This window comes from Lysinibacillus sphaericus (assembly GCF_001629735.1).
Taxonomy (GTDB): Bacteria; Bacillota; Bacilli; order Bacillales_A; family Planococcaceae; genus Lysinibacillus; species Lysinibacillus pinottii.
In genome coordinates this window covers 3,197,742-3,222,952 of the sequence record NZ_CP015224.1, presented here as the reverse complement: position 1 = coordinate 3,222,952, position 25,211 = coordinate 3,197,742, and the positions used below count along the sequence as shown (strand labels likewise).

The window sequence follows — 25,211 nt, the reverse complement described above, 5'->3', positions numbered from 1 at the left end:
AAGTCTTGTTCTTTTTTCATTCGCCAACACATGCTACAATAAGGAGATTGAAATGGAGGATGTACGAATGTCAGCACCCGTGAAAAAGAATGAACGACTTTCAGTTTATATAGAAGACTTAACACATGATGGCAATGGTGTTGCTAAGGTAGATGGCTATCCATTATTTATACAAGGCGCACTTCCGAACGAAACAGCCGAAATCCATGTGATGAAAACCTTAAAAAATTATGGCTTTGCAAAAGTTGTAGATATTATTAAGCCATCACCCGATCGAGTAGAAGCTCCATGCGATTACTTTAAGCAATGCGGAGGCTGTCAATTACAGCATTTATCGTATGAGGGGCAGCTCAAATGGAAAGAAAATATGGTACGCAATGTGATGCAACGCATTGGCAAAATAGATGCACCTGTTCTGCCTGTAAAAGGAATGAAAGAGCCTTGGCATTATCGGAATAAAGCGCAAATTCCTTTCTCTGAAAATGAAGCAGGACAAGCTATTGCTGGTTTTTATAAAACGAAGACGCATAGCATTGTGGATATGGAGCGTTGCTTGATTCAAACGGGAGAAGCAGATGCAATTTTAGTAGGCTTGAAAAAAGAATTAGTGGCGATAGGCATGCGCCCCTACAATGAACTTTCCCACGAAGGAATGTTGCGCCATGTTGTGATTCGTAAAGCACGGGCAACAGGTGAGGTCATGGTTGTTCTCGTGACGAAAAAGAAAAAATTTCCACAAAAAGAAGCAGCCATTGCAGTAATTCAAAAGCTTGTTCCGAACGTCACTTCAATTATGCAAAATGTTAATCATGAGAAAACGAATGTGATTTTTGGTGACGACACATTGAACCTTTGGGGCAAGGACGTTATTATTGACACAATTGGCGACGTACGCTTTGAAATTTCTGCTCGCTCCTTCTATCAAGTCAACCCAGAGCAAACTGAGGTCCTTTATAAACAAGCACTTGATTATGCTAACTTACAAGGAGATGAACGAGTGATTGATGCCTATTGTGGAATCGGAACGATCTCCTTGTTCCTGGCACAAAAGGCAAGGGCAGTTATGGGCGTAGAAATTGTCCCACAAGCGATTGAAGATGCCAAACGCAATGCTGTACTCAATGGTTTTACAAATACTTATTTTGAGGCAGGACCAGCTGAGGAAGTTATACCTAGATGGTATAAGGAAGGAAAGGAAGCAGACGTACTGGTGGTAGATCCACCACGTAAAGGCTGTGATGAGGCACTTTTAACTACTATTTTAGAGCAGCGTCCAAAACGAGTGGTCTATGTCTCCTGTAATCCAGCTACACTAGCACGCGATCTTCGTATTTTGGAGAATGGCGGCTATCAAACACAAGAAATTCAGCCAGTAGATATGTTCCCGCATTCCACACATTGTGAAGCGGTTGCGTGGTTAGAGTTGGTATAATAGAAAAGCAGTTGATATAGAAAAAATCTATACCATCTGCTTTTTATAATTTTTCATCCACTTGTTTTTGAGTCAGAATTAAAGTTATACAGATAGTGAGAGGATTTGGAATGAACATGATAGATAATTTTTGGCGTGATTTGCCGCGTCCATTTTTTGTACTGGCACCGATGGAGGATGTAACAGATGTTGTTTTTCGTCAAGTAGTCAGTGAAGCCGGAAGACCGGATGTATTTTTCACAGAGTTTACAAATTCAGATAGCTACTGTCATCCAGAGGGGCAGAAAAGTGTGCGTGGCCGTTTGATTTTTACAGAAGATGAACAGCCGATGGTGGCACATATTTGGGGAGATAATCCTGAGTATTTCCGTCAAATGAGTAGAGGCATGGCAGAGCTAGGCTTTAAAGGTATTGATATTAATATGGGCTGTCCTGTGCCAAATGTGGCATCGAGGGGAAAAGGGAGTGGCCTTATTTTACGTCCTGATGTGGCGGCAGAATTGATTCAAGCTGCCAAAGCGGGTGGACTGCCTGTCAGTGTGAAAACACGACTTGGCTATAAGGATGTAGAGGAATGGGAGGAATGGTTAACGCATATTTTCAAACAAGATATTGCGAACCTATCGATTCATTTGCGCACAAGAAAGGAAATGAGCCAAGTTGATGCACATTGGGAGCTCATTCCTGAAATCAAAAAATTACGCGATTGTATCGCACCTAATACGCTATTAACGATCAATGGAGACATCCCTGATCGACAAACCGGGCTAGAGCTCGCCGAAAAATATGGTATTGATGGCGTAATGATTGGACGAGGTATTTTTAAAAATCCCTTTGCTTTTGAAAAAGAACCAAAGGAGCATAGCAGTAAAGAGTATCTTGACCTTTTAAGACTGCAGCTCGATCTTCAAGATCAATATGAGGAAGTACTCCCACGCTCTATCACAGGACTTCATCGCTTTTTCAAAATATATGTCAAAGGATTCCGAGGTGCCAGTGAGTTAAGAAGCCAATTGATGAACACGAAATCAACAGATGAGGTGCGTGCATTGCTTGATCGCTTTGAAGCAAATCATGTTGAATAACCTTTATTAGGGTGAGGTAAGCAGTACCCTGACACTAAACAGAAACTTGCCTTTTTTGAATGTGCATATTACAATAAAAAGTAAGTTAATAGCAGGTTTGAGTAACTGAGAGACCATTGAAAACATATGTGCCTAGCGTACATATGCTTTTGATGGTCTTTTTTATCGTTAAAATGATAAGGGAGGAAATAAATGATGAGTACAGCTTCTGCGTTACAACGACAACAAACAATAGAGGAGCTTCAAGATAGGGAGTACGATTTATTAGTAATTGGTGGCGGTATTACAGGGTGTGGTATTGCACTGGATGCTATTGCTCGCGGTCTGTCTGTAGCATTAGTGGAAATGCAGGATTTTGCAGCAGGGACTTCTAGCCGTTCGACAAAATTAGTACATGGCGGTTTACGTTATTTAAAGCAATTTGAAATAAAAGAGGTAGCAGAGTTAGGGAAGGAACGTGCCATTGTTTATGAAAATGGTCCACATGTGACAACACCTGTTTGGATGTTATTACCTTTTCATAAGGGAGGGACATTTGGAAAATACTCTACAAATCTCGGCTTGCGTGTCTATGATTTTTTAGCAGGAGTTAAACGAGCAGAGCGCCGTTATATGTTAAGTACAGGTCAAACCATTGAGAAGGAGCCATTAGTGAAAACTGAGGGATTACTTGGCGGTGGAATGTATGTAGAGTATCGTACGGATGATGCTCGTTTAACCATTGAAGTAGCAAAGGCAGCCATTGAAAGAGGGGCAACATTATTGAATTATATAAAAGCCGAAAACTTTTTATATAATGAACAGCAAAAAATAAGGGGTATTGTTGCAACGGATTTATTAACAAATCATCCAATCGAAATTCGTGCAAAGGCTGTCGTTAATGCTGCTGGTCCATGGGTGGACGATGTGCGCACAATTGAAGGGAAGCAAGCAGGGAAGCATTTAATTTTATCGAAAGGTGTGCATATTGTTTTTGATGAATCCAAATTCCCATTAAAGCAAGCTGTTTATTTTGATACACCTGATGGCCGCATGGTATTTGCCATCCCTCGACAAGGAAAAACCTATGTAGGTACAACAGATACATTTTATGAGGGCGATGCTCGCAATATGGATATTTATCAAGAAGATCGCAATTATATAATGAAGGCGATTCATTATATGTTCCCAAATGTGAAGGTGGAAGATGCGGATATTGAATCAAGCTGGGCAGGTGTTCGTCCATTAATTCATGAGGACGGAAAAAATCCATCTGAAATTTCTCGTAAGGATGAAGTGTGGATTTCACCATCGGGCCTTGTAACAATTGCAGGTGGGAAATTAACAGGTTATCGTAAAATGGCCGAAACAGTTTTAAATACGATTGCACAAGAGCTAGATCAACAATTTGGCATTAAATCTTCACCGTGTACCACAAAAAATATTCCGATTTCTGGTGGCCATATGGGCGGCTCAAATAAATTTTATGCCTTCTTATATGACCATACAAGATTAGGTAAGAAAATAGGTTTATCGGAGGAGGAGGCGAAATTCTTATCGCAGCATTATGGTAGCAACGTAGAGATTGTTTTTAATTATGTAAAGGAAGGGCATTCCATCTTACCATCATGGCTATATGCACAATTAATGTATGGGATTCATCATGAAATGGTCGTTCATCCAAATGATTTTTTGGTTCGTCGGACAGGATATATGTTCTTTCAAATGGCCACTGTTCAACAGTATGAAGAGGCTATTTTAGATGAAATGGCTAAGCAACTCAACTGGACAACACAGCAACGGACACAATATGAAGAAGATGTAAAGAAAGAAATAAAACGAGCGACAACTGCGCTATAATGAGGTAGTTATTCTCAACATAATATAAGGGTGAGCATTCACACTGTATTATAAGGGAAGGAGAGAATGGAATGCATTTTGATAATCAACAGGTGATTCCTGCTGCGCGTACCGTCAAGCAGTTTGACGAGATAATAGCAAGTCCATTCGATTATATTGTGCTATTGGAGGTGCACATTAGCTTATTGATGTCTTTAAAGCGTGAGGCATATCGACATGGAAAAAAATTAATTATTCATGCGGATTTAATTCATGGTTTAAAAACAGATAATTTTGCAGCAGACTTTTTATGTAATGATATTCGTCCAGCTGGCATTATTTCAACTCGTTCCAATATGCTAATGAAAGCCAAAGCTCGTGGAATTATGGCTATTCAACGTGTGTTTTTGATTGATACGATTGCTCTTGAGAAAAGTTATTCGATGATTGAAACAGCGCAGCCTGATTATATTGAGCTATTACCAGGCATTATTCCATCGATGATTCAGGAAATCTATGAGCGTACACAAATCCCTGTTATTACAGGTGGCTTAGTGCGTACAGTGGACAATATTGAAGAAGCATTAGCTGGTGGTGCTATCGCCGTTACAACATCCAATAGACAATTATGGGAAAATTTCAAAAAATAGTTGACTCTGTATGTTTTTTTCTCTAAAATGGACATAAGTTCATACGCACGTGGTTAGGAAAAGGAACCCACATTTGTTCAACTACATGTAGTAATGTAGTTTGATTGGATGTGGGTTCCTTTTTGTTTTCTATGGGCTATTATCACAAAGGGGGATTAAACTATGTCTACGTTTACAGCTGAGCTGGTCGGCACAATGATTCTTATTTTATTTGGTGGCGGCGTAGTAGCAGGTGCCGTGTTAAACAAATCAAAGGGCTTTGGTGGTGGATGGATTGTTATTACCTTTGCATGGGGGCTTGGGGTTGCAATGGCAGCTTATGCAGTAGGTGGAATCAGTGGTGCTCACCTAAATCCGGCACTAACCATTGCCCTTGCCACGATTGGAAATTTTCCTTGGGCAGATGTGCCATCCTATATTGCCGCACAAATGATTGGTGCATTTTTAGGGGCTACGCTTGTTTACTTTATGTATTTACCACATTGGCAGGCAACAGCAGATGCTGATGTTAAATTAGCACCATTTTCCACAATGCCAGCTATTAAGCATCCTTTATCAAATCTATTATCAGAAATGATAGGAACATTTATTTTAGTTTTAGGGATTTTAGCGTTAGGTACAAATACTATTACAGATGGTTTAAATCCATTTTTAGTTGGTTTGTTAATTATTGTAATTGGGATGGCTTTAGGGGGCCCTACCGGCTATGCAATAAATCCAGCACGTGATTTAGGTCCGCGTATTGCGCATTTTATTTTACCGATTGCAGGCAAAGGTGATTCTGGTTGGAGTTATGCTTGGATACCAGTTGTAGGTCCCATTATTGGTGGTACATTTGGTGCATTGTTTTTCCAACAAATATTCGAAGGGAAAAATAGTTTAGCATTTTGGATTGTTGCAGTGATTGTGATTGCTATTTTCATAGGAGCACAATTAACCGTTAAAAATGTTCAAGTAGAAGACTAATTTATTTGGAGGGATTTCTATGTCAGAAAAAAAATATATTTTAGCGTTAGACCAAGGAACTACAAGCTCAAGGGCTATTCTTTTTGATGAAACGGGTAAAATCGTACACACAGCACAACAAGAATTCCAACAACATTTTCCACAAGCAGGCTGGGTAGAGCATCATGCAGAGGAAATTTGGTCATCTATTCTATCTTGTATTGCAACAGTGTTATCAGAAAAAGGTGTGAGTTCAAGTCAAATTGCAGGGATTGGGATTACCAATCAACGTGAAACAACAGTAGTTTGGGATAAACATACTGGCAAGCCTGTTTATAACGCAATTGTTTGGCAATCACGTCAAACGAATGATATTTGTGAGCGATTAAAGGAAAGCGGTTACAATGATTTATTCCGAGAAAAAACAGGTCTATTAATAGATGCTTACTTCTCTGGTACAAAAGTGAAGTGGATTTTAGATCATGTTGAGGGTGCTCGTGAAAAAGCGGAGGCCGGAGAATTGCTATTCGGTACAATTGATACTTGGCTAATTTGGAAGCTATCCGGTGGAAAAGTACATGTAACAGATTATTCAAATGCCTCTCGTACATTGATGTATAATATCCATGATTTAAAGTGGGATGAAGAACTATTAGAAATTTTAACTGTTCCAGCCTCAATGCTACCAGAAGTACGTCCTTCTTCTGAAGTTTACGGGTATACAGAGGAGGCATTATTCTTTGGCTCTGCTGTCCCAATTGCGGGTGCTGCAGGTGACCAACAAGCAGCACTATTTGGTCAGGCATGCTTTGAGGAAGGTATGGTCAAGAACACATATGGCACAGGTTGCTTTATGTTAATGAACACTGGAGAAAAGGCTGTGAAGTCAAATAATGGCCTATTGACTACATTAGCTTGGGGCTTAGATGGCAAAGTAACGTATGCTTTAGAGGGCAGTATTTTTGTAGCAGGTTCTGCGATTCAATGGTTACGTGATGGCTTGCGTATGTTCCGCAGTGCAAGTGAATCAGAGCAATATGCAACACGTGTAGAGTCAACAGATGGTGTGTATGTTGTCCCAGCATTTGTTGGCTTAGGAACACCATATTGGGATTCTGATGTGCGAGGAGCTATCTTTGGCTTAACACGAGGAACAGCGAAGGAGCATTTTGTACGTGCGACACTAGAATCATTAGCTTATCAAACAAAGGATGTATTAGCGGCAATGGAGGCTGATGCGAATATTCCATTAGCAAAATTACGTGTAGATGGCGGAGCTGTGGCCAATGATTTCTTAATGCAATTCCAAGCAGATTTATTGGATGTTCCTGTTGATCGCCCCATTATTAATGAAACAACAGCTTTAGGTGCAGCGTATTTAGCTGGCTTAGCAGTTGACTATTGGCATTCGACAGAGGAAATCAGCAAGTATTGGAATTTAGATCGTCAATTTACACCAAATATGAGTAATGACCATCGTGATAAAATTTATGGAGGATGGAAAAAGGCTGTTGCGGCAGCGCAAGTATTTAAGTAAGCCAAACATTTGAGAGGTTGGGGCATAGCTAGCTTCAATTAATGAGAAATCCGAATTCGAATGCATTCAAATTTGGATTTCTCTATTTTTTTATGTTGTCTCCAGATAGATCTTAACTGATGTCCAATTTTTCTTCTGGCATGAATTCTTCTTCAAACAGTCCATCGTATAGCTGGTTTGACTTTTCAATCAGTCTGTTTTGCCATTTGCATTAGCTATTGGTGCTCTAGCTACAGATGCTGATGGCGGGGTTCTTGTTGGTATGCACGGCTTTTTATTTATACAAGGCCTACCATTCGTCATACTTCTGATATTTTTATTTGAGGAAGGTGAAGAAAGCGTCCAATTCTTTATAGAATTGTGCATTTTTGTCGTTAGGAATAGAGGATTTAGAGAGATGTCAGAGAATTGTATATAAGTACCATTATATGTAATGACGTGCTTATAGGAGTTGTATGAAGATGGTTGTGACAATGAGACCGTTAAAAATTAAGTATAAAAAGTTAGCTAATCCTTTTCAGGAGTTTATGCAGATCAGTCCTAACAATAATGCCCTTACGAAGGAAGTAGTCTTTCTACGATATATTGGTATACCTGATTCTGTAGATCTTTATAAAGAAGATATTTTAAAAATGGATGAGTATTTCACAAAGCAAAGCGTATTTTATTTACGACTACATAGGCTTGAGGTCATCAATAATAAGAAAGATGCAGATAGACTGTCGGAGCTTTGGGGAGAATGGCAGGCTGCTGCTGATAGTATACAGTTACTGTATGAGACATCTTTATGCGGTAAATTAGCGAATAATCAACTCGAATGGACAAAAAAGCTTAGCTTTAAAAATATTCTCCATCTTTTTAAAGAACAACAGCCGCATGCGAATGACACTTTACTAAAAAACTTTGCAGTTAAATTTTTATATTGGATGGATTATTATTTACCACAAATTTTTTCTAAGGAAAATCAAGCATCCCCTAAAATTGTTTTTATAGGTGACATTACGCAGCATGAATCATTATTTTTATATTTCTTATCGACACTTGGCTGCGATATATGCTATATGAATCCTAAAGGGGATATCACTAATTTGTATCCTATCATAGCAGCCGCATCTAATTTGCAGAGTTGTTCGGATTACTATGAAAAAGAATTCATAATTCCTGAAATGCTCTCAATGAAAAGCATACCACCACAACAACCGACGATTCTCCCAACCCCTAGTTCTAGAATGGTTACAAGAGAAGAGTGTAGTTATGAACAGTTAGCTTCTTTAGCCACATCAGTTGTCATGATTAAAACCTTTGGAGTAGATCACAAAGTGATATGTTTTGGTTCTGGTGTTGTTCTTCATCAAGAGGGTTATATTTTAACGAACCTGCATGTTGTAAGTGGTGGGGAATATTATTCTGTGCTATATGAAAATGATTCAAACGAATATACTACGCATCAATTTGTGAAATATCATGATATACATGATTTGGCTATTTTGAAAGTGGCCAGAACAAGCCAACCTTTACCTGTTAAAATGGATGGTCATTTAGTCAGAGGACAAAAGATTGTAGCGATTGGCAGTCCTCTAGGTTTATTTAATTCGATCTCTGATGGAATTGTTGCTGGATTTAGGGATATACGAAAAATGTCTATGGTTCAATTTACAGCTGCTATTTCAAACGGAAGTTCCGGTGGTGCTTTATTGGATATGCAAGGGAGGTTGGTCGGTTTAATTACAGCTGGATTTGATGATGGTCAGAATCTTAATTTGGCTGTACCAGCTCATGTTATCTATCAATTTGCTCAAAACTTTATTGAGTTACCTAGTTAGTTTCCACTATTCAACCATTGCTTTTTTATGCATAATCTTATAGAATGTAGAACGGTATAAATGAACGAAATAAATTACCTTTAATACGGTCCAGAGAGGCTGAAAAGGGCTACATGATATTCTTAGGCTTATAATATCTTTAATTTAGCATGCCCTTTTGTCTTCTCTGACTAAAGGGCTTTTATTTTTGTTCAAATACACCTCTTTTAAAGGAAGTCCTGTGAGGCTTCAAAAGAGAATGGACAAGACAGCTATAATCCATTCACCTGAACTCTAAAAGAGAAAGACAATAAACATCTGGAGGTTAGAAAGAATGGATTATCGTAAAAAAACCGTGGTCGCTTCAGTGGCCGGGTTAACGCTAGAAGGAATGGACATTATGTTTATTTCTTTTGCGATGACAATGATTATTGCAGAATTTAACATCGATCTTGCAACAGGTGGATTGATTTCATCCATCACAAATATAGGCATGCTCTTAGGTGGGATTATTTTCGGTGTGCTCGCAGATAAGTATGGTCGAGTAAAAGTGTTCACATATACGATCATTTTGTTTGCAATCGGTACAGCCCTGACAGGAGTAGCAACCAGTATTGAACAAGTTTATGTATATAGATTTATCGCTGGACTAGGTGCCGGTGGAGAATACGGTATTGGAATGGCGCTTGTTGCTGAGGCTTGGCCAAAAAATAAACAAGGAAGAGCATCTTCCTATGTGAGTGTAGGTGCACAGTATGGGGTAATATTAGCAGCTTTATTAAGCGCCGTTATTTTACCGACATTAGGATGGAGAGCACTATTCTTTATTGGTGTATTGCCAGTGATCTTTGCCTTTATTGTACGAAAAAATCTTCATGAATCACCAGAATGGCTGGCATCGCAAAAAAATGAAAGCAACATGCAAAAAAAGGGGAAATTGGCACAGCTATTTGTAACACCTCGTGTCACTATGACAACCCTTTCCCTAATATTAATGGCTACTGTTCAAATTGCAGGCTATAATGGTCTGATGATCTGGCTACCATCAATGCTCCAAAAATCGCAAGGCTTATCTGTTTCAAGCTCTGCATTGTGGACAATTAGTACGGCAGTCGGTATGATTATTGGCATGCTCACTTTCGGAAGATTTATGGATCGTTTTGGTGCGAAACGTGCATTTGGTATCTTTTTATTGGCTTCTGCATGTGCAGTCTTTCTCTACTCCTTTGCGACAGGAGCTGTGGCTATATTAATGGGCGGTGCCATTGTAGGATTTTTCTCTAATGGTATGTTTGCTGGCTACGGTGCATTAATTAGTAGCTTCTATCCTGTGCAAATTCGTAGTACAGCAACAAATACAATTTTTAACTTTGGCCGAGCAATAGGAGGATTTTCACCAATCTTTGTCGGCTATATTTTACAAAGTTATGATATGACAGTCGTCATGATTTACTTAGCAGCACTATATGGCATTTCCTTTATGGTCATGCTAACGCTTAAAGGCTCAACTGAAGCCTTGCAAACAGCTTAATTCTATTAATTACAAAAGAACGAATTCCACTTCTTCAAAAGGAGGAGAGGGATTCGTTCTTTTTTATTAGTTTTTAATTATAATAAACCCTTTGAACGCTTCTCAGCGATTTCTACGAGGCGTTTTGTAATTTCTCCTCCAACTGAACCATTAGCGCGAGAAGATGCTTCTGGCCCAAGCTGAACGCCAAACTCTTGTGCAATTTCATATTTCATTTGATTCACAGCTTCTTGTACACCAGGTACTAGAAGTTTATTTGAGCTACGATTATTATTAGCCATTATTCTCACCTCCTTGCATTTAGAATGGTTGCCTACAAACTTTTCATACATTTAAAAAGAAGGAAACGCACACGCTAATTGCTAACAGCAACAACTTGTGGAAATCAAGCTAAAATGAGCAAACTGTCTGTTATAATAAAGCCTGGCTCTTTGCTAAAGAAGGTTGATTAAAAGGAGGAATTTATTAATGACGAATAATGATATTCTAATTCGTTTACGCTATGCGTTAGATATAAAAAATGTAGATATGGTGGAAATATTTAAGCTTGGTGGCATGGATTATACGAAGGAAGAAATATTAAACATGCTTCTAAAGGTTAATGATGAGGAAGATGCACCAGAACAATACATCAAATGTAATAACAAAATGTTAGAAGCCTTTTTGAATGGATTGATTACATTTAAACGTGGTCCTCAAAAGACTAAAGAAGGACAGCCAGAAGGTCCATTACCTGTCTCGGGGAAAGAAAGCCCAAATAATATGCTATTAAAAAAAGTGAAAATTGCCTTAGCTTTAACAACTGAGGACATGCTTGAAATATTATATGATGGTGGGATAAAAGTTACTAAAGGTGAATTAGGTGCGATTTTAAGAAACCCAAGTCATCGTAATTATAAAGAATGTGGCGATTCATTTGTTCGTAATTTTTTAAGAGGTTTAACATATAAATATAGAGAATAATGCGCTAATGTAGCGAGAATAAATCATAAAGTACCATTTTTTTCTTTTAAATGAGTTGACATTTTGTGACGAAATTGTGTACAATTTAGTTATCACAAAATGTTCACAAAAAAGATGGAAAATGTTCACAAATAAAGGGGTGCTTGTATGATTTATTTTGACATCTTATTAGTAGCTATTGCATGTGTTACAATGCCTTTTATTGTTGCAGTTATGTTAGATATTTTTTATGCAGAACGAAAAAAAGTTCGTTTTTCTTTACGACGTACTTCATTATGGTATATGGCTATGTTTGCTCTATCATTTATACCATCTGTATTACTGATGACACAAAACGTATAAATTATTCAAACACTTAGGGGTAAGTGGAAAAATATGCAGCTACAATATGTATTCATGTTGTAGCTGTTTTTATTTTGCTCTATAAATGAATAACTAGTAATGAAGTAGTATAAGATTATACATTTTAAAATTGGTAGCATTGACTACTTTTTCCCATTGTGTTAATTTTGGGAGGGAAAATATAGGCAAATTTACTAAAAAGTAAAGATGCAAAGCTACAGGTCTAAGGGAATATTTACTTAGATAGCTAGGTTGCAAAAGAGTGCTAGTTGTTCCGTTAAATTCTAGTTTAAGTTCTTTTATGCCTATTTCTTTCGGAATAGGCTTTTTATTTGCAAAAACGTATAAGGAGGAAGAAAGTCATGAAGTTATGGAAAAACATCTCATTAAAAAACAAACTTTTACTGACGGTTTCCATTGTTGTGTTATTGCTTATAGCCGTCATTACTACACAAAGTATTAAAGAATTAAACAATCGTATGACAGTTGATTTGGAACAAGAATTAACAAGTGTTGGTTTGTTAACAGCTATGAATTTAGATAGTGATGAAGTGAAAGATTTATTGTCTGAAAAAGGGGAAACAAACGCGAAATTTACGAAGGTACAAAAGCAACTCGATTTGATTCAAGAACAACAGGGTATTATGAGTTGGAGTTATATTTGGGATGTGCAGGATGAAGGTGGGGTCAATCCGATTGGCTATACATCTAATTTGAATGAGGTCTATGAAGCAGGTGAAATTTTTACCGATTTAGCGAATGAGCATGTAGAAACAGCAAAATTAGCTATTCAAAATAATAGTACAGAAGTAACAGATATATTCGAGGATCCCTTTGGTTCCTGGAGAACTGTTTTCAGCCCCATTCACGATGATAATGGACAATTGATAGCGCTCTTAGGAATTGATTACTCTGCGGACTATATCAATACCATTATTAAAGCAAGTGTTATTAAGCAAATCGTCATTGCAATTATAGGAATTTTAATTTTATTAGTTTTAGTTTACATAATTATAGATCGTTTATTAAAGCCACTTCAGAAAGTGGTAAATGTAGCAAACCAAGTAGCAAATGGAGAGCTAATAAATGTGGATTTAGATATTACTAAAGATGAAATCGGCAATTTATCAGCATCTATTCAAACAATGGTTGCCAATTTACAACATATTATTTTAAACATCAGAAATACTTCGAATCACGTTTCTTCAGCAGCGACTCAATTAACTGTCAATGCTGGTGAGACCTATAACAGCTCTACCAATATTGCGAATGATGTAAAGCAAATTACTCAAAATGCAGAAGCTTCTATGACAATGACCGAGGAAACGGCAGCTGCTATGGAGGAGACTGCAACTGGTATCCAACAAATTGCTGACTCGGCTAATACAGCAACGGAATCTTCTATTTCAGCATCACAAGCGTCTGAACGAGGCAATCAAGTTGTGCATCAGGTTATTGCACAAATGGAATTAATTAATGAATCAGTCGAGCAAATTGGCACAACAATTAACGGCTTACATGTCAATACTAAAAAAATTAGTGACATTGTTAGCTTAATTACAGCTATTGCAGACCAAACAAATCTTTTAGCACTGAACGCAGCCATTGAAGCGGCACGAGCAGGTGAACATGGTAAGGGCTTCGCTGTTGTCGCTGATGAGGTAAGACGATTGGCTGAGCAATCCTCGCAGTCAGCAACTGAAATTTATAATTTAATTAGTTCGATTCAGGCAGATTCCAATGCATCTCTTACTGTTATGGAAAAAGGAAAAGAGGATGTAAAAGTAGGGATGACATTTACTAATGAGGTGGGAGAAATCTTTAAGGAAATTCTTACTTCCTCAGAAGAAGTAGCAAATCAAATACGTGAAATTTCTGCAGCGTCTCAGCAAATATCTGCCTCCTCGGAGGAAGTGGCTGCATCCGTTAATAACATTAAACAATCTGCAGAATTATCGGCTGATTTCTCTTCTAATGTTTCCAAATCTACACAAGAGCAGTTAACGACAATGCAAGAAGTGAAAGATGCATCCTCAGCGCTTGGACAAACAGCAGAAGAGCTTCAAGCGCTTGTGACAAAATTTAAATTGGAGAATGATCAAGATGAACATTGATTTTACAGGGAAAAATGTTTTAATAACAGGCTCTAGTAAAGGGATCGGCAAAGCCATTGCATTAGGCTTTGCTCAGCATGGGGCTAATATAGTAATCAATTATATTGGAGATAAGCCTGAAGCTGAGGCAGTGCGAATGGAGGCTGAAAAGTTTGGTATTAAAGCTTTGACGTTTCATGCAGATGTTTCTAAATCTGAGGAAGTGCAAGACATGTATCAATATATGGATAAGCATTTAGGCAAAATTGATATTCTTGTGAATAATGCTGGGTTTGCACAGGCATCCAGCATTACCGATTTAACAGATGAGCAATGGGACAGAATGATTAAGGTTCATTTATATGGATGCTTCTATAATTGCCGTGAAGCTGCTAAAAGAATGAAAGAACGAGACACAGGGAAAATCATTAATATTTCTTCTGATATTGGGAGCTTAGGATGTGAAGAATTTACACATTATTCCGCCGCCAAAGGTGCTATAAATGCCTTTACAAAAGCATTAGCTAGAGAATTAGCACCAACAATTCTTGTTAATGCAGTAGCGCCAAGTGGTACGTTTACAGACATTTTAAAAGAGTTTGGGGACAACTATGTTGAGGAAGAATCTGCAAAATACCCATTAAAACGTTTAGCGCAGCCAGAGGAAATTGCCAAAAGTGTATTATTTTTAGCCTCTCAGCATGCTGATTTCTATACAGGTCAAATATTAACACCTAATGGTGGCGTTGTAATGAATGGATAATGGAAACTAAGGAGTACGAGCATGTTAAATATAATCATCTTTAGCTTATACTTAGTATTTATTTATTATATTGGCTATAAAGGGTACAAGCGTGTCAATACCGCAGAGGATTTAATTGTTGCTGGTTGGAGTATGCCTCTTTCTGTGGTCACTGGAAGTTTAGTCGCGGCTTTATTAGCTGCTCCATTCTTTTTTGCAGCAGTAGGATCAGGCTATACGAGCGGAGGCTTTGAAGGTTCAGCAACAATGGGTGGCTTAGGTACTTGTATGATACTTGGCGCACTCATTTGGACAAAGCCACTACGTCGTTTAAAGGGCTGGACATTAGCAGATTACTATGGCTTACGCTATGGTAGTAAAAAGTTAGGAGCCTATACAGGTGTCGTAATGGCCATTGCCTTTGGTGTGTTTAATGCGGCGGCATTAACAGTCGGTGGTACATATATTATTCAGCAACTATTACAAATTGACTTCATTCCTGCAGCACTTCTATTTGTATCATTAACAGCTATCTATTCAGTTATAGGTGGTTTATGGGCAGTCGCTTATACAGAAATCGTACAAGGTGCGCTTGCCATAGCAGGGATTTTAGGAATTACTATCTTTATTTTATTTTATTATCCTGATGTGACTTTTAACCCTGAGTGGTGGAATATTCATACATTGTTTGACAAGGCAGGAGCCGAGTTTTGGACGCTATATCTTGTCTTAGCACTTGGGGACATTCCAGCAGTTGATCTTGGTCAAAGGGTCGCAGCGGCGAAAAGTCCAAAAGTAGCTCAGCGCAGTATGATCATTGCGGGGACTATAGTTATTGCGATCAGCTGGATTCCAGGAATGTTGGGTGAAGCTTTCAAATCTATTTACCCTAATAGTACTAACCCAGAAACATTGATGCTTACCTTTGCACAAGGTTATTTCCCTCCGCTTTTGGCAGCTATTTTTTTAACGGCCATGGCAGCTATGGGGATGTCAACGGTAGCCGCATGCTATGTAGCGACTTCGGGAATTGTCACAAAGAACATTTATTTAGATTTTATTAATCGAAATCCTGATCCTAAAAAGCTTCTAAGATTCTCACGCTCTGTCATACTTTCAAGTGCATTGCTAGGGTTAGTGTTAGCGATAAGCTTTCAAAAGGTTATTGATTTAGCGTATTTAGCTTGGGATGTCATTTTTGTAACGATATTCTGGCCAATCGTTTTAGGACCATTTTGGAAACGTGTGAGTACACCTGCTGTTTGGGCAAGTATATCAGTTGGCTTAATCTATTACATTGTTACTTCATTGACATTTGTCCCTAGTTTAACCATCCAATCAGAAGGATTTCTTGGTCTATTAAATGAATTGTGGCAGGCACCAGTATTTTCAGGTGTTGTAATAACAGGAATTACGATTGTAGTAGTAAGCCTACTAGTGCCACCATCACAGCATGTCCTTGAGATGCACAAAATAGAAAAAGATAAAACACTAGATGACGTAGGCAGTAAAGAAGAATTAGTCGGTCGTTAATAGAGAACATGAGATCATTGAACTTTTACTGATCTCATGTTTTTTTATGTGAGAGAAATAAGTATGAAAAGATAGATTCATGAATAGATTGCTAGTATATTCAACTATTTCTCTAGCGGATTATCTTCATAAAGGCGGGATATGAATGAACATTATTTTCTTCATTTTATTAGGGATCATCTATTTTTTTCTAGCAAATGCAATTGAAGTAGCCATTATTAAGCAGCTATTTTTTTTAATCGGGCTAACGTTAGTGAGTATAGGCATTATTCGGTATATAAAAGAGCGTTATATCGAATCACAAAATTATGCAGAAATGAAGGAAGCTAGTGAAGAGGAGATGAAGGCGATTCCTCATACGCAATGCCTAATATCACAGGATGCTTTAAAGGGGTTATTGTTAAATGAACATACAAATATGCTCATCTTCGCTCATAGGGAAGAGTTAGAGGAAGAACTTAAAATTATAGAAATTCCGTTTAGTAAAATTTATGAAGTAGCTATGATGGAGGATGAAATGTTTGTCCTCAGAACTAAAAATTACTTAATGAGTGGCTCGTTGTTAGGGGAGGAGGAGAATGTAGCAGAAGAAGAAGAGGAAGTTGAAGAGGATGATACCGTTTCACAACTATCATTAAAGTTTGTAGTCGATCATTTATCAGAGCCTATTTTAGAATATATGTTTATGGATCAGGGTGAACATCCTATTGCGAGAGATGAGGAAGAATACGAAGAAGCCATGGAATTATGTGAGAAATGGTTTCAAAAGATAAGTGTCATTATAAAACGTCATGAGCTGGAAAGAGTGCCAATTAGACATTGGCAATAAAGAAAAGATAAAAAACTATCCCAAATCCGAAAAATTGAGATAGCTTTTAACATCGTTTTTAAATTTTAAACTGTTTTAATTGGCCATTTAATTCCTCGGCTAATCCAGCGAGCAGATTAGCACTTCGAGCTATTTCATCCATAGTAGCGGCTGTTTCCTCCACAGTCGCTGTCGTTTGTTCAACCCCTGCTGCAGATTCCTGTGAAATGGAAGCCATTTCATCAATAGAAGCATTGATCGTTTCGGAACCATCCGCAAGTTGATTTAAATTATTAGAGATAGTCGTAATATTATCTATCATATCCTCTACAGCACTAGATATTTGTTCAAATGTTTCACTTGTTTGATCAAGCTGTGCTGTCCCTCTTTTGACTTCCTCATAGCCTGTCTGTAAGGCAGTAGTGACAGTACCTGTCTCACCTTGAATCCGATTGACGATTGTTGAAATATCAGTAACTGAGAATTGCACTTGTTCGGCAAGTTTGCGTACCTCATCTGCGACAACAGCGAAGCCCTTACCATGTTCACCTGCTCTCGCCGCTTCAATAGCTGCATTTAAAGCTAGTAAATTAGTTTGGTTTGAAATATCGTCTATTACAGAAACTAATTTTGAGATTTCAGCAGACTGATCATTCAAATTTTCAACCTTTTTCACGGAATCTAACATGATTTCATTAATAGCGGCCATTTGTTGTGTAGATTGAATCATTAAATTTTTGCCACTAATCGTTAAATCTTGAACTTGGCTAGAATGATCTTTTAGCTCGGTACCTTCCTGTGTTGTTTCTTGAATACTACGTTTGAACGCTGTCATTGTTTCTGCTAAATCACCCGTTGTAGAGGCTTGCGTTTCTGTGCCTGAAGCAAGCTCCTGCATAGTCACTGTAATTTGTTCAGTACCAGCCTGTACTTCATTGGAAGATTGCGCTAGCTCCTCGCTACTTGCTGCAACAGTTTCAGAAACTGTATAGATGGATTGAATGGTTTGCTTTAATTGATCATTCATATCGTTTGCTGCAGACATTAACGTTCCAATTTCATCGCGCGTTTTTACAGTTAATGGGTCAAGCTGTAAATTACCATCTGCTAGTTCCTTCATACGATTTGCCACTACCTTAATGGGCTTCGAAATCGTACTAGCTGTAACAATAGCAATTAAAATACCAATAATTGTTAGGATAGAGCTGACAATAATACCAATCGTACGATTGGTAGAGCTCGTTGTTACAACATCATTACCAACAGCTGTAATAGCTTCTTCACGGTCATTAGCGAGCTGTTCATAGCCATTACGTACGCTTGACACGAGATTTTGTGTATCCATTAAATTTTCTAAGGCTAGTTCCTTATTGCCCTGTTGATAGACATCGAATACCTCTGTCTTCACAATTTGGCTCCAATCACGTGCAAGTTCTACAGTTTTAGTGCGTTCCTCGGATGTATCATATTTGTCCAGAAGCGCGTTATTATCCTCAGCTATTTGACGATACTCATTAAACGTTTCCTTATATTTTTCATCACCAGTTAACACATAGTTTAAGGCTGCTGACAATCGGACACTCATAGAGAGTGCTAAATTGTTACTTGCATTGAGTACTACTAAATCTTCCTTTACTAAAGCCTTTGCTTGTTTCTCCATAGCTGTATTGGAAGTGTAAGTGTAAGCTGTAAAGCTAACGACTAAAACTAACAAAAGTATAAATGCACTTAAAATTTTTGCTTTAAGTGTTTTAAACTGAAAAATGCCTTTCATTTCCCCATCCCTTTACCTAACTCCATATAGAGTATTTTGATCAATAACAACTTTTATTTTATAACTATTTTGATAGATTAATAAGCCATTTGGTAAAAATAATTAAAAATAGTTTTTTAGTTCAACAGTATAATTATTTTTCTTTTACGAGTAGTAAAATATGTACAGCGGCCAGAGATATGAAAAAAATATTTATGTGAAATTTCCTAATGGCAAAGAAAAAACACCTGAAGCAAAATGCCTCAAGTGTCTTGAATCATATATTTATTGTTTTTTACTCTTTGCCTGTCGCTCCCACTGAAGTAAGGAAGGATAAGGATCAAATGCCCATTCAGTTCTACCATTAAATTTGTATATGCCATAATGAAGATGGGGTGGGAATTTTCCAGATGTACCTTCTTTTCCGTAGCCAGAGCTTCCAACATAGCCGAGCACCGTGCCGGGCTCCACAATTGTACCTACTTCAATGTCCTTATGATAGCTGCCGAGGTGGGCATAATAGTGATAGGAGTTATGATTATCACGAATACCAATACGCCAGCCGCCAAATTGGTTCCAGCCTTTGACCTCAACAACCCCATAGGAGGTAGATAATACAGGTGTTCCATAATTGGCAAAAATATCGGTTCCCTCATGGATACGACGTCCGCCCCAGCCTCTATTGGCGCCCCATGTTCCTTTATAGCTGTAAGTAGAGCTGATATTAAGTGGGAAGGTATGTGCATCAAGCTCGATGGTTTTATAATGTCTGTATAAAGTGGAAATGGTAAAAATTTGATTGACCGCTTCTTCGCTGCCGTAGTACTCCCATAAGGCTAATTTAAAATCCTCATCAGTTGTTCCATATTTGGCTAAGTAACTTGCCATTGAGAAGATGACATCCTCATCGTCCTTAGGGCTAGCAATTCCATCGTTATTTCCGTCTAAGCCCATTCCTCCAAAATAGCTAATTGTTTCGGGTTTGCTGTCTTCCTTTATAGGATTTAATGCACCAGACCAATATTCATCAGAAAATTGAATGGACAAATAGCCATCTCGCTTAGGGATATCTTTTCGAACGGATTGTAGATTTCTCTCATATTGATCTATAGCAGCCAAAAAGTGCCAAGGGATGAGCAATTCATCAAATTGTACATAATAAGACATACGCTGCTGCACAATTTCTTCTTCCGTTGCCTCCTCCTTTGCAAATGAGTCGGCTGGGCAGAGTGTAATTCCTAAAAGTATGAATGTTAAAAGAAATATAAAATGACGATGCAATGATGGACCTCCTTTCTAAAGATTAGAATAACCGAAATTTTTATCTTCATTCCAGAAAGCTTTTTCCTTACGATTTAGGCCATGTTTTCACGGTTTTTTTTGCCATAAAAAAAACCATAATAAGAAGAAACTTCACTAAAGAAAAAGTAATCGGTATCATCATGTCATTTACTTCATACTATGTTATAAATCAAGCCCTGAATGGAGGGAAGGCTATTAACATTTTAGATAAAGTGAAAAGCTATCGCGAAGAAGAAAATAGGCTGAAGTGGGAAGGCACATTTGCAGATTATTTAAACATCGTTAGGGAAAGACCTGAAGTTGCACAAACAGCCCATTCACGCGTCTACAATATGATAAAAAGTGCTGGTGTAGAGGAACGCGATGGGCAAAAAATGTACAAATTTTTCGGACATGAAATTTTTGGGCTTGAAACAGCAATTGAAAGGCTGGTGGAGGAATATTTCCATCCAGCAGCACGCAGGTTAGATGTTAGAAAGCGTATTTTATTATTAATGGGACCAGTTAGTGGTGGTAAATCAACAATTGTTACTTTATTGAAACGCGGGTTAGAGCAATATTCTCGAACAGATGAGGGTGCGGTCTACGCAATTAAGGGATGTCCAATGCATGAGGACCCATTGCACTTAATTCCACATCATTTACGTAATGATTTCTTTGAGGAGTATGGCATAAGAATTGAAGGAAGTTTATCGCCTTTAAATACGATGCGTCTTGAAAAGGAATACGATGGACGTATTGAAAACGTGATGATTGAACGAATTTCTTTTTCAGAAGATAAACGCGTAGGAATAGGAACATTTACACCTTCTGATCCGAAATCGCAGGATATTGCCGATTTAACGGGAAGTATTGATTTCTCCACAATCGGTGAATTTGGTTCTGAATCCGATCCCCGTGCCTATCGCTTTGATGGGGAGCTCAATAAAGCCAATCGAGGAATGATGGAGTTCCAAGAGATGCTGAAGTTGGATGAAAAATTCTTGTGGAATTTATTATCTTTAACGCAAGAGGGAAATTTCAAAGCAGGAAGATTTGCATTAATTAGTGCGGATGAGTTAATTGTAGCTCATACAAACGAAACCGAATATCGATCCTTTATTTCTAATAAAAAGAATGAGGCATTACATTCCCGTATTATTGTTATGCCGATTCCGTATAACCTAAAGGTGAGTCAGGAAGAGCATATTTATGAAAAAATGATTAAAGAGAGTGATATGTCCCATGTTCATATTGCGCCGCATGCTTTAAAGGCCGCAGCAATCTTTTCGGTTCTTACGAGATTGGAGGTTCCGAAAAAACAAGGTGTGGATCTGATTAAGAAAATGCGCTTGTACGACGGAGAAAATGTGGAGGGATTTAATTCCGTTGACTTAGAGGAACTGAAAAAGGAGTTTCCTAATGAAGGCATGAACGGTATTGATCCGCGCTATATTATTAATCGTATTTCATCAGCAATTATCCGCAAAGAGGTGCCATCTATTAATGCATTAGATGTTTTACGAGCTTTGAAGGATGGATTGGATCAGCATGCTTCCATTTCTCAGGAGGATCGTGAGAAATACATGAACTACATTGCGGTTGCCCGCAAAGAGTACGATGAAATTGCAAAGAATGAAGTACAGAAGGCTTTTGTATACTCCTATGAAGAATCAGCGAAAACATTGATGAACAATTACCTCGATAATGTAGAGGCGTTTTGTAATAAAAATAAATTATTTGATCCGCTCACTGGGGAAGAAATGAACCCAGACGAAAAATTAATGCGTTCGATTGAGGAGCAAATTGGCATTTCGGAAAATGCTAAAAAGGCATTTCGTGAGGAGATTCTCATTCGTATTTCTGCCTATGCACGAAAAGGCAAACGTTTTGACTATAATTCTCACGAAAGATTACGAGAAGCCATTCAAAAAAAATTATTTGCCGATTTGAAAGATGTAGTGAAAATTACAACTTCATCAAAAATGCCGGATGAATCGCAGCTCAAGAAAATTAATGAGGTAGTCGCGAGACTTGTGGATGAGCATGGTTATAATACAACATCTGCAAACGAGTTGCTGCAATATGTAGGAAGCCTGTTGAATCGATAAATAACTTTTATTGTTCCAAGTCAGATAGGAGTGTCCCAATTCAGGGCACTCCTTTTACTATCAAAATGAGGGATTTTTACGCAATGCACTATGGAATTTATAAAAAACGTGCAAGAAAGTGTTTCTCAAGCATAGTATAGAAAAAGCGAATTTGAGATAGATGGGTGAGGATAAAAATGACTGAACACGAAAATAAAGGATTTGTTATCTCTCAGGAAAATTGGTCCCTCCATCGTAAAGGACATCAGGACCAACAACGACATATGGAAAAAGTGAAAGATGCCATTAAGAACAATTTACCTGATTTAGTTAGTGAAGAAAGTATTGTCATGTCTAATGGTCGAGAGGTTATTAAAATACCTATACGCTCACTGGATGAATTTAAAATTCGATATAACTATGATAATTCTAAGCATGTAGGGCAAGGGCAAGGAGATAGTAATATTGGTGATGTAGTGGCACGAGATGGTAGTAAGGCCAATCAAGCTCAAGGAAAAGGAAAAGAGGCAGGTGACAAGCCTGGCCAAGATTATTATGAAGCGGAAGTCAGTATTGAAGAAATTCAAAATGTCTTATTCCGCGAGTTGGAGCTACCTAATTTGCAGCAGAAGGAAAAGGCAGAAATCGTTACTGAAAAAATAGATTTCAATGATATTCGCAAAAAAGGGCTAATGGGCAATGTGGATAAAAAGCGCACCATTTTAAATGCATTAAAACGCAATGCAATGCAAGGAAAAGCTGAAATTACACCTATTCATAATGATGATTTACGTTTCAAAACTTGGGATGAAGTGGTAAAACCAGAATCAAAAGCGGTAGTGCTTGCCATGATGGATACGAGTGGCTCGATGGGAGCATTTGAAAAGTATTGTGCTCGCAGTTTCTTCTTTTGGATGACAAAGTTTTTACGTTCCAAATATGGAACGGTTGAAATTGAATTCATTGCCCATCATACAGAAGCAAAGGTAGTGACAGAAGAGGAGTTTTTCACAAAGGGAGAAAGTGGAGGAACTATTTGTTCTTCGGCTTACAAAAAAGCACTGGAATTGATTGAGGAAAAATACTCTCCATCCCGTTACAATATTTATCCTGTTCATTTTTCAGATGGTGAAAATATTTCAATGGATAATGAAAAGTGCTTGAAGCTAGTGGCAGAATTGATGAACGTATCCAGTATGTTTGGATATGGAGAAGTCAATCAGCATAATCGTTTCTCGACACTTATGTATACCTATAAAAAAATTGATGATCCGAAATTTAGACATCATATTTTGAGAAAAAAAGGCGATGTCTATGATGCTTTAAAGAGCTTTTTTAAGAAAAATGAGGAGTAATATGGAAGTTTGATTAGTATCAACGTTCAAGGGAGGGGGCGTAAAATGGACACAAAAGAGCTTCATCGAGCAATAGATGAAATTACCGAAATTGCCTCAGGCTTTGGCTTAGATTTTTATCCGATGCGCTATGAAATTTGTCCAGCGGATATTATTTATACATTTGGCGCTTATGGAATGCCTACTCGTTTTTCCCATTGGAGCTTTGGAAAGCAATTTCATAAAATGAAGCTTCAATATGATTTAGGGCTTAGTCAAATTTATGAGCTCGTTATTAATTCTAATCCATGCTATGCATTTTTACTTGATACGAATACGTTAACACAAAATAAATTGATTATCGCCCATGTTTTAGCACACTGCGATTTCTTTAAAAATAATGTACGCTTTTCCAACACAAGAAGAGATATGGTAGAGAGCATGACAGCTACGGCTGAACGAATTGCCGGCTATGAAAGAGAATATGGTAAGGATGAGGTGGAACAGTTTTTGGATGCCGTTTTAGCGATTCAGGAACATATTGATCCATCTATATTGAGACCAAAGCTATCTTGGAGTGAGGAAGATGAGCTAGAGGAAGAAAAAGCCCCGATAAAATCACCGTACGATGATTTATGGAGCTTAGAGGAAAAAGATAAAGTGTATAAACCAATCAGACGGAGATTAAAGCAGTTCCCACCAAAACCCGAAAAAGATCTTTTATTATTTTTAGAAGAACATAGTCGAGAGCTGGAAGATTGGCAACGAGATATATTAACAATGATGCGTGAAGAAATGCTCTATTTTTGGCCGCAGTTAGAAACGAAAATAATGAATGAGGGCTGGGCATCTTTTTGGCATCAACGAATTATGCGGGAGTTGAATCTAACAACTCCAGAAACCATTGAATATGCCAAGTTAAATGCTGGAGTTGTGCAACCCTCTAAAACGTCGATTAATCCATATTACCTTGGCATTAAAATTTTTGAGGATATTGAAAATCGTTATAACAATCCGACTGAGGAGATGAAGCGGTTAGGTGTACAGCCGAACACGGGACGGGAAAAAATATTTGAAGTAAGAGAGGTTGAGTCAGATATTTCCTTTATCCGTAATTATTTATCAAAAGACTTAGCGAAACGTGAGGATTTATATTTATTTCAAAAGAAAGGTAATGAGTATCGGATTACCGACAAAGATTATGAGATGGTTCGAGATCAGCTTGTTTCCATGCGAGTAAATGGTGGATTCCCTTATATTTTAGTAAAAAACGGAGATTATTTACGGAACGGAGAACTCTATTTAATGCATGGCTATGAAGGAATGGAGCTAGATCCGCACTATTTAGAAAATGTTTTACCCTATATATATCAGCTGTGGGGCCGTCCTGTGCATTTAGAGACCTATGTGGATGGTAAACCGATGTTATATTCCTATGATGGTACTAAAAACTATAAACGTAATGTTTAATA

20 protein-coding genes and 1 riboswitch are annotated in these 25,211 nt (G+C 37.9%); of the genes, 17 read left to right on the top strand and 3 right to left on the bottom strand.

What is annotated here, in order from left to right:
* Positions 1 to 67 precede the first annotated feature (67 nt).
* The 8 genes from rlmD to A2J09_RS15825 all read left to right on the top strand — a co-directional run bounded on the left by rlmD (position 68) and on the right by A2J09_RS15825 (position 10,800).
* Complete coding sequence (gene rlmD, locus A2J09_RS15865) at positions 68 to 1,432, top strand: 23S rRNA (uracil(1939)-C(5))-methyltransferase RlmD (RefSeq protein ID WP_036162511.1); 1,365 nt, start codon at positions 68 to 70, stop codon at positions 1,430 to 1,432.
* Between the two features lie 116 nt (positions 1,433 to 1,548).
* The gene (locus tag A2J09_RS15860) at positions 1,549 to 2,517 is read left to right on the top strand and encodes a tRNA dihydrouridine synthase (protein ID WP_012292035.1); all 969 of its coding nucleotides are present in this window, start codon (positions 1,549 to 1,551) and stop codon (positions 2,515 to 2,517) included.
* Positions 2,518 to 2,712: 195 nt separating this feature from the next.
* A complete protein-coding gene (locus A2J09_RS15855; protein WP_031416806.1) occupies positions 2,713 to 4,356 on the top strand; it encodes a glycerol-3-phosphate dehydrogenase/oxidase in 1,644 nt (547 codons plus the stop codon).
* A gap of 71 nt (positions 4,357 to 4,427) precedes the next feature.
* Positions 4,428 to 4,985, top strand: coding sequence for a glycerol-3-phosphate responsive antiterminator (locus A2J09_RS15850; RefSeq protein ID WP_012292037.1), 558 nt, complete (start codon positions 4,428 to 4,430; stop codon positions 4,983 to 4,985).
* A 162-nt stretch (positions 4,986 to 5,147) separates the two neighbouring features.
* The gene (locus A2J09_RS15845) at positions 5,148 to 5,951 is read left to right on the top strand and encodes an MIP/aquaporin family protein (RefSeq protein WP_012292038.1); all 804 of its coding nucleotides are present in this window, start codon (positions 5,148 to 5,150) and stop codon (positions 5,949 to 5,951) included.
* 19 nt (positions 5,952 to 5,970) lie between these two features.
* Entirely contained in the window at positions 5,971 to 7,467 is a 1,497-nt protein-coding gene (gene glpK, locus A2J09_RS15840) for a glycerol kinase GlpK (RefSeq protein WP_012292039.1), read from the top strand.
* 461 nt (positions 7,468 to 7,928) lie between these two features.
* The gene (locus A2J09_RS15830; protein ID WP_012292041.1) at positions 7,929 to 9,290 is read left to right on the top strand and encodes a serine protease; all 1,362 of its coding nucleotides are present in this window, start codon (positions 7,929 to 7,931) and stop codon (positions 9,288 to 9,290) included.
* A 313-nt stretch (positions 9,291 to 9,603) separates the two neighbouring features.
* Entirely contained in the window at positions 9,604 to 10,800 is a 1,197-nt protein-coding gene (locus tag A2J09_RS15825; RefSeq protein WP_012292042.1) for an MFS transporter, read from the top strand.
* A gap of 77 nt (positions 10,801 to 10,877) precedes the next feature.
* On the opposite strand, the gene A2J09_RS15820 is transcribed toward A2J09_RS15825, so the two are convergent.
* A complete protein-coding gene (locus A2J09_RS15820; protein ID WP_008173624.1) occupies positions 10,878 to 11,081 on the bottom strand; it encodes an alpha/beta-type small acid-soluble spore protein in 204 nt (67 codons plus the stop codon).
* A gap of 187 nt (positions 11,082 to 11,268) precedes the next feature.
* Here A2J09_RS15820 and A2J09_RS15815 point away from each other — a divergent pair, with 187 nt between their 5' ends.
* From A2J09_RS15815 to A2J09_RS15790, 6 genes are all read left to right on the top strand, one after another.
* On the top strand, positions 11,269 to 11,763 hold the full coding sequence (locus A2J09_RS15815) for a YehS family protein (RefSeq protein ID WP_031416827.1): 495 nt from the start codon (positions 11,269 to 11,271) through the stop codon (positions 11,761 to 11,763).
* 147 nt (positions 11,764 to 11,910) lie between these two features.
* Positions 11,911 to 12,105: a hypothetical protein gene (locus A2J09_RS15810; protein ID WP_012292043.1), complete on the top strand. Its 195-nt coding sequence runs from the start codon at positions 11,911 to 11,913 to the stop codon at positions 12,103 to 12,105.
* Between the two features lie 174 nt (positions 12,106 to 12,279).
* Positions 12,280 to 12,365, top strand: a riboswitch (cyclic di-GMP riboswitch).
* 102 nt (positions 12,366 to 12,467) lie between these two features.
* The gene (locus A2J09_RS15805) at positions 12,468 to 14,219 is read left to right on the top strand and encodes a methyl-accepting chemotaxis protein (protein ID WP_036160424.1); all 1,752 of its coding nucleotides are present in this window, start codon (positions 12,468 to 12,470) and stop codon (positions 14,217 to 14,219) included.
* The gene (locus A2J09_RS15800) at positions 14,209 to 14,961 is read left to right on the top strand and encodes an SDR family NAD(P)-dependent oxidoreductase (protein ID WP_012292046.1); all 753 of its coding nucleotides are present in this window, start codon (positions 14,209 to 14,211) and stop codon (positions 14,959 to 14,961) included. Before A2J09_RS15805 ends, A2J09_RS15800 begins: the two co-directional genes overlap by 11 nt.
* Positions 14,962 to 14,982: 21 nt before the next feature.
* Positions 14,983 to 16,473, top strand: a complete 1,491-nt coding sequence (locus A2J09_RS15795; RefSeq protein ID WP_012292047.1) for a sodium:solute symporter family protein — start codon at positions 14,983 to 14,985, stop codon at positions 16,471 to 16,473.
* A gap of 145 nt (positions 16,474 to 16,618) precedes the next feature.
* Positions 16,619 to 17,302, top strand: a complete 684-nt coding sequence (locus A2J09_RS15790; RefSeq protein ID WP_012292048.1) for a hypothetical protein — start codon at positions 16,619 to 16,621, stop codon at positions 17,300 to 17,302.
* A 58-nt stretch (positions 17,303 to 17,360) separates the two neighbouring features.
* On the opposite strand, the gene A2J09_RS15785 is transcribed toward A2J09_RS15790, so the two are convergent.
* Together A2J09_RS15785 and A2J09_RS15780 are read right to left on the bottom strand one after the other, a co-directional pair.
* The gene (locus tag A2J09_RS15785) at positions 17,361 to 19,055 is read right to left on the bottom strand and encodes a methyl-accepting chemotaxis protein (protein WP_012292049.1); all 1,695 of its coding nucleotides are present in this window, start codon (positions 19,053 to 19,055) and stop codon (positions 17,361 to 17,363) included.
* Positions 19,056 to 19,319: 264 nt separating this feature from the next.
* Positions 19,320 to 20,315, bottom strand: coding sequence for a M23 family metallopeptidase (locus A2J09_RS15780; protein WP_012292050.1), 996 nt, complete (start codon positions 20,313 to 20,315; stop codon positions 19,320 to 19,322).
* A 215-nt stretch (positions 20,316 to 20,530) separates the two neighbouring features.
* On the opposite strand from A2J09_RS15780, the gene A2J09_RS15775 reads away from it, so the two are divergent.
* The 3 genes from A2J09_RS15775 (at position 20,531) to A2J09_RS15765 (ending at position 25,209) form a co-directional block, all read left to right on the top strand.
* The gene (locus A2J09_RS15775; RefSeq protein ID WP_031416834.1) at positions 20,531 to 22,426 is read left to right on the top strand and encodes a PrkA family serine protein kinase; all 1,896 of its coding nucleotides are present in this window, start codon (positions 20,531 to 20,533) and stop codon (positions 22,424 to 22,426) included.
* Positions 22,427 to 22,602: 176 nt separating this feature from the next.
* The gene (gene yhbH, locus A2J09_RS15770; RefSeq protein WP_012292052.1) at positions 22,603 to 23,760 is read left to right on the top strand and encodes a sporulation protein YhbH; all 1,158 of its coding nucleotides are present in this window, start codon (positions 22,603 to 22,605) and stop codon (positions 23,758 to 23,760) included.
* Positions 23,761 to 23,805: 45 nt separating this feature from the next.
* Positions 23,806 to 25,209, top strand: a complete 1,404-nt coding sequence (locus A2J09_RS15765; RefSeq protein WP_012292053.1) for a SpoVR family protein — start codon at positions 23,806 to 23,808, stop codon at positions 25,207 to 25,209.
* Positions 25,210 to 25,211: the final 2 nt, after the last annotated feature.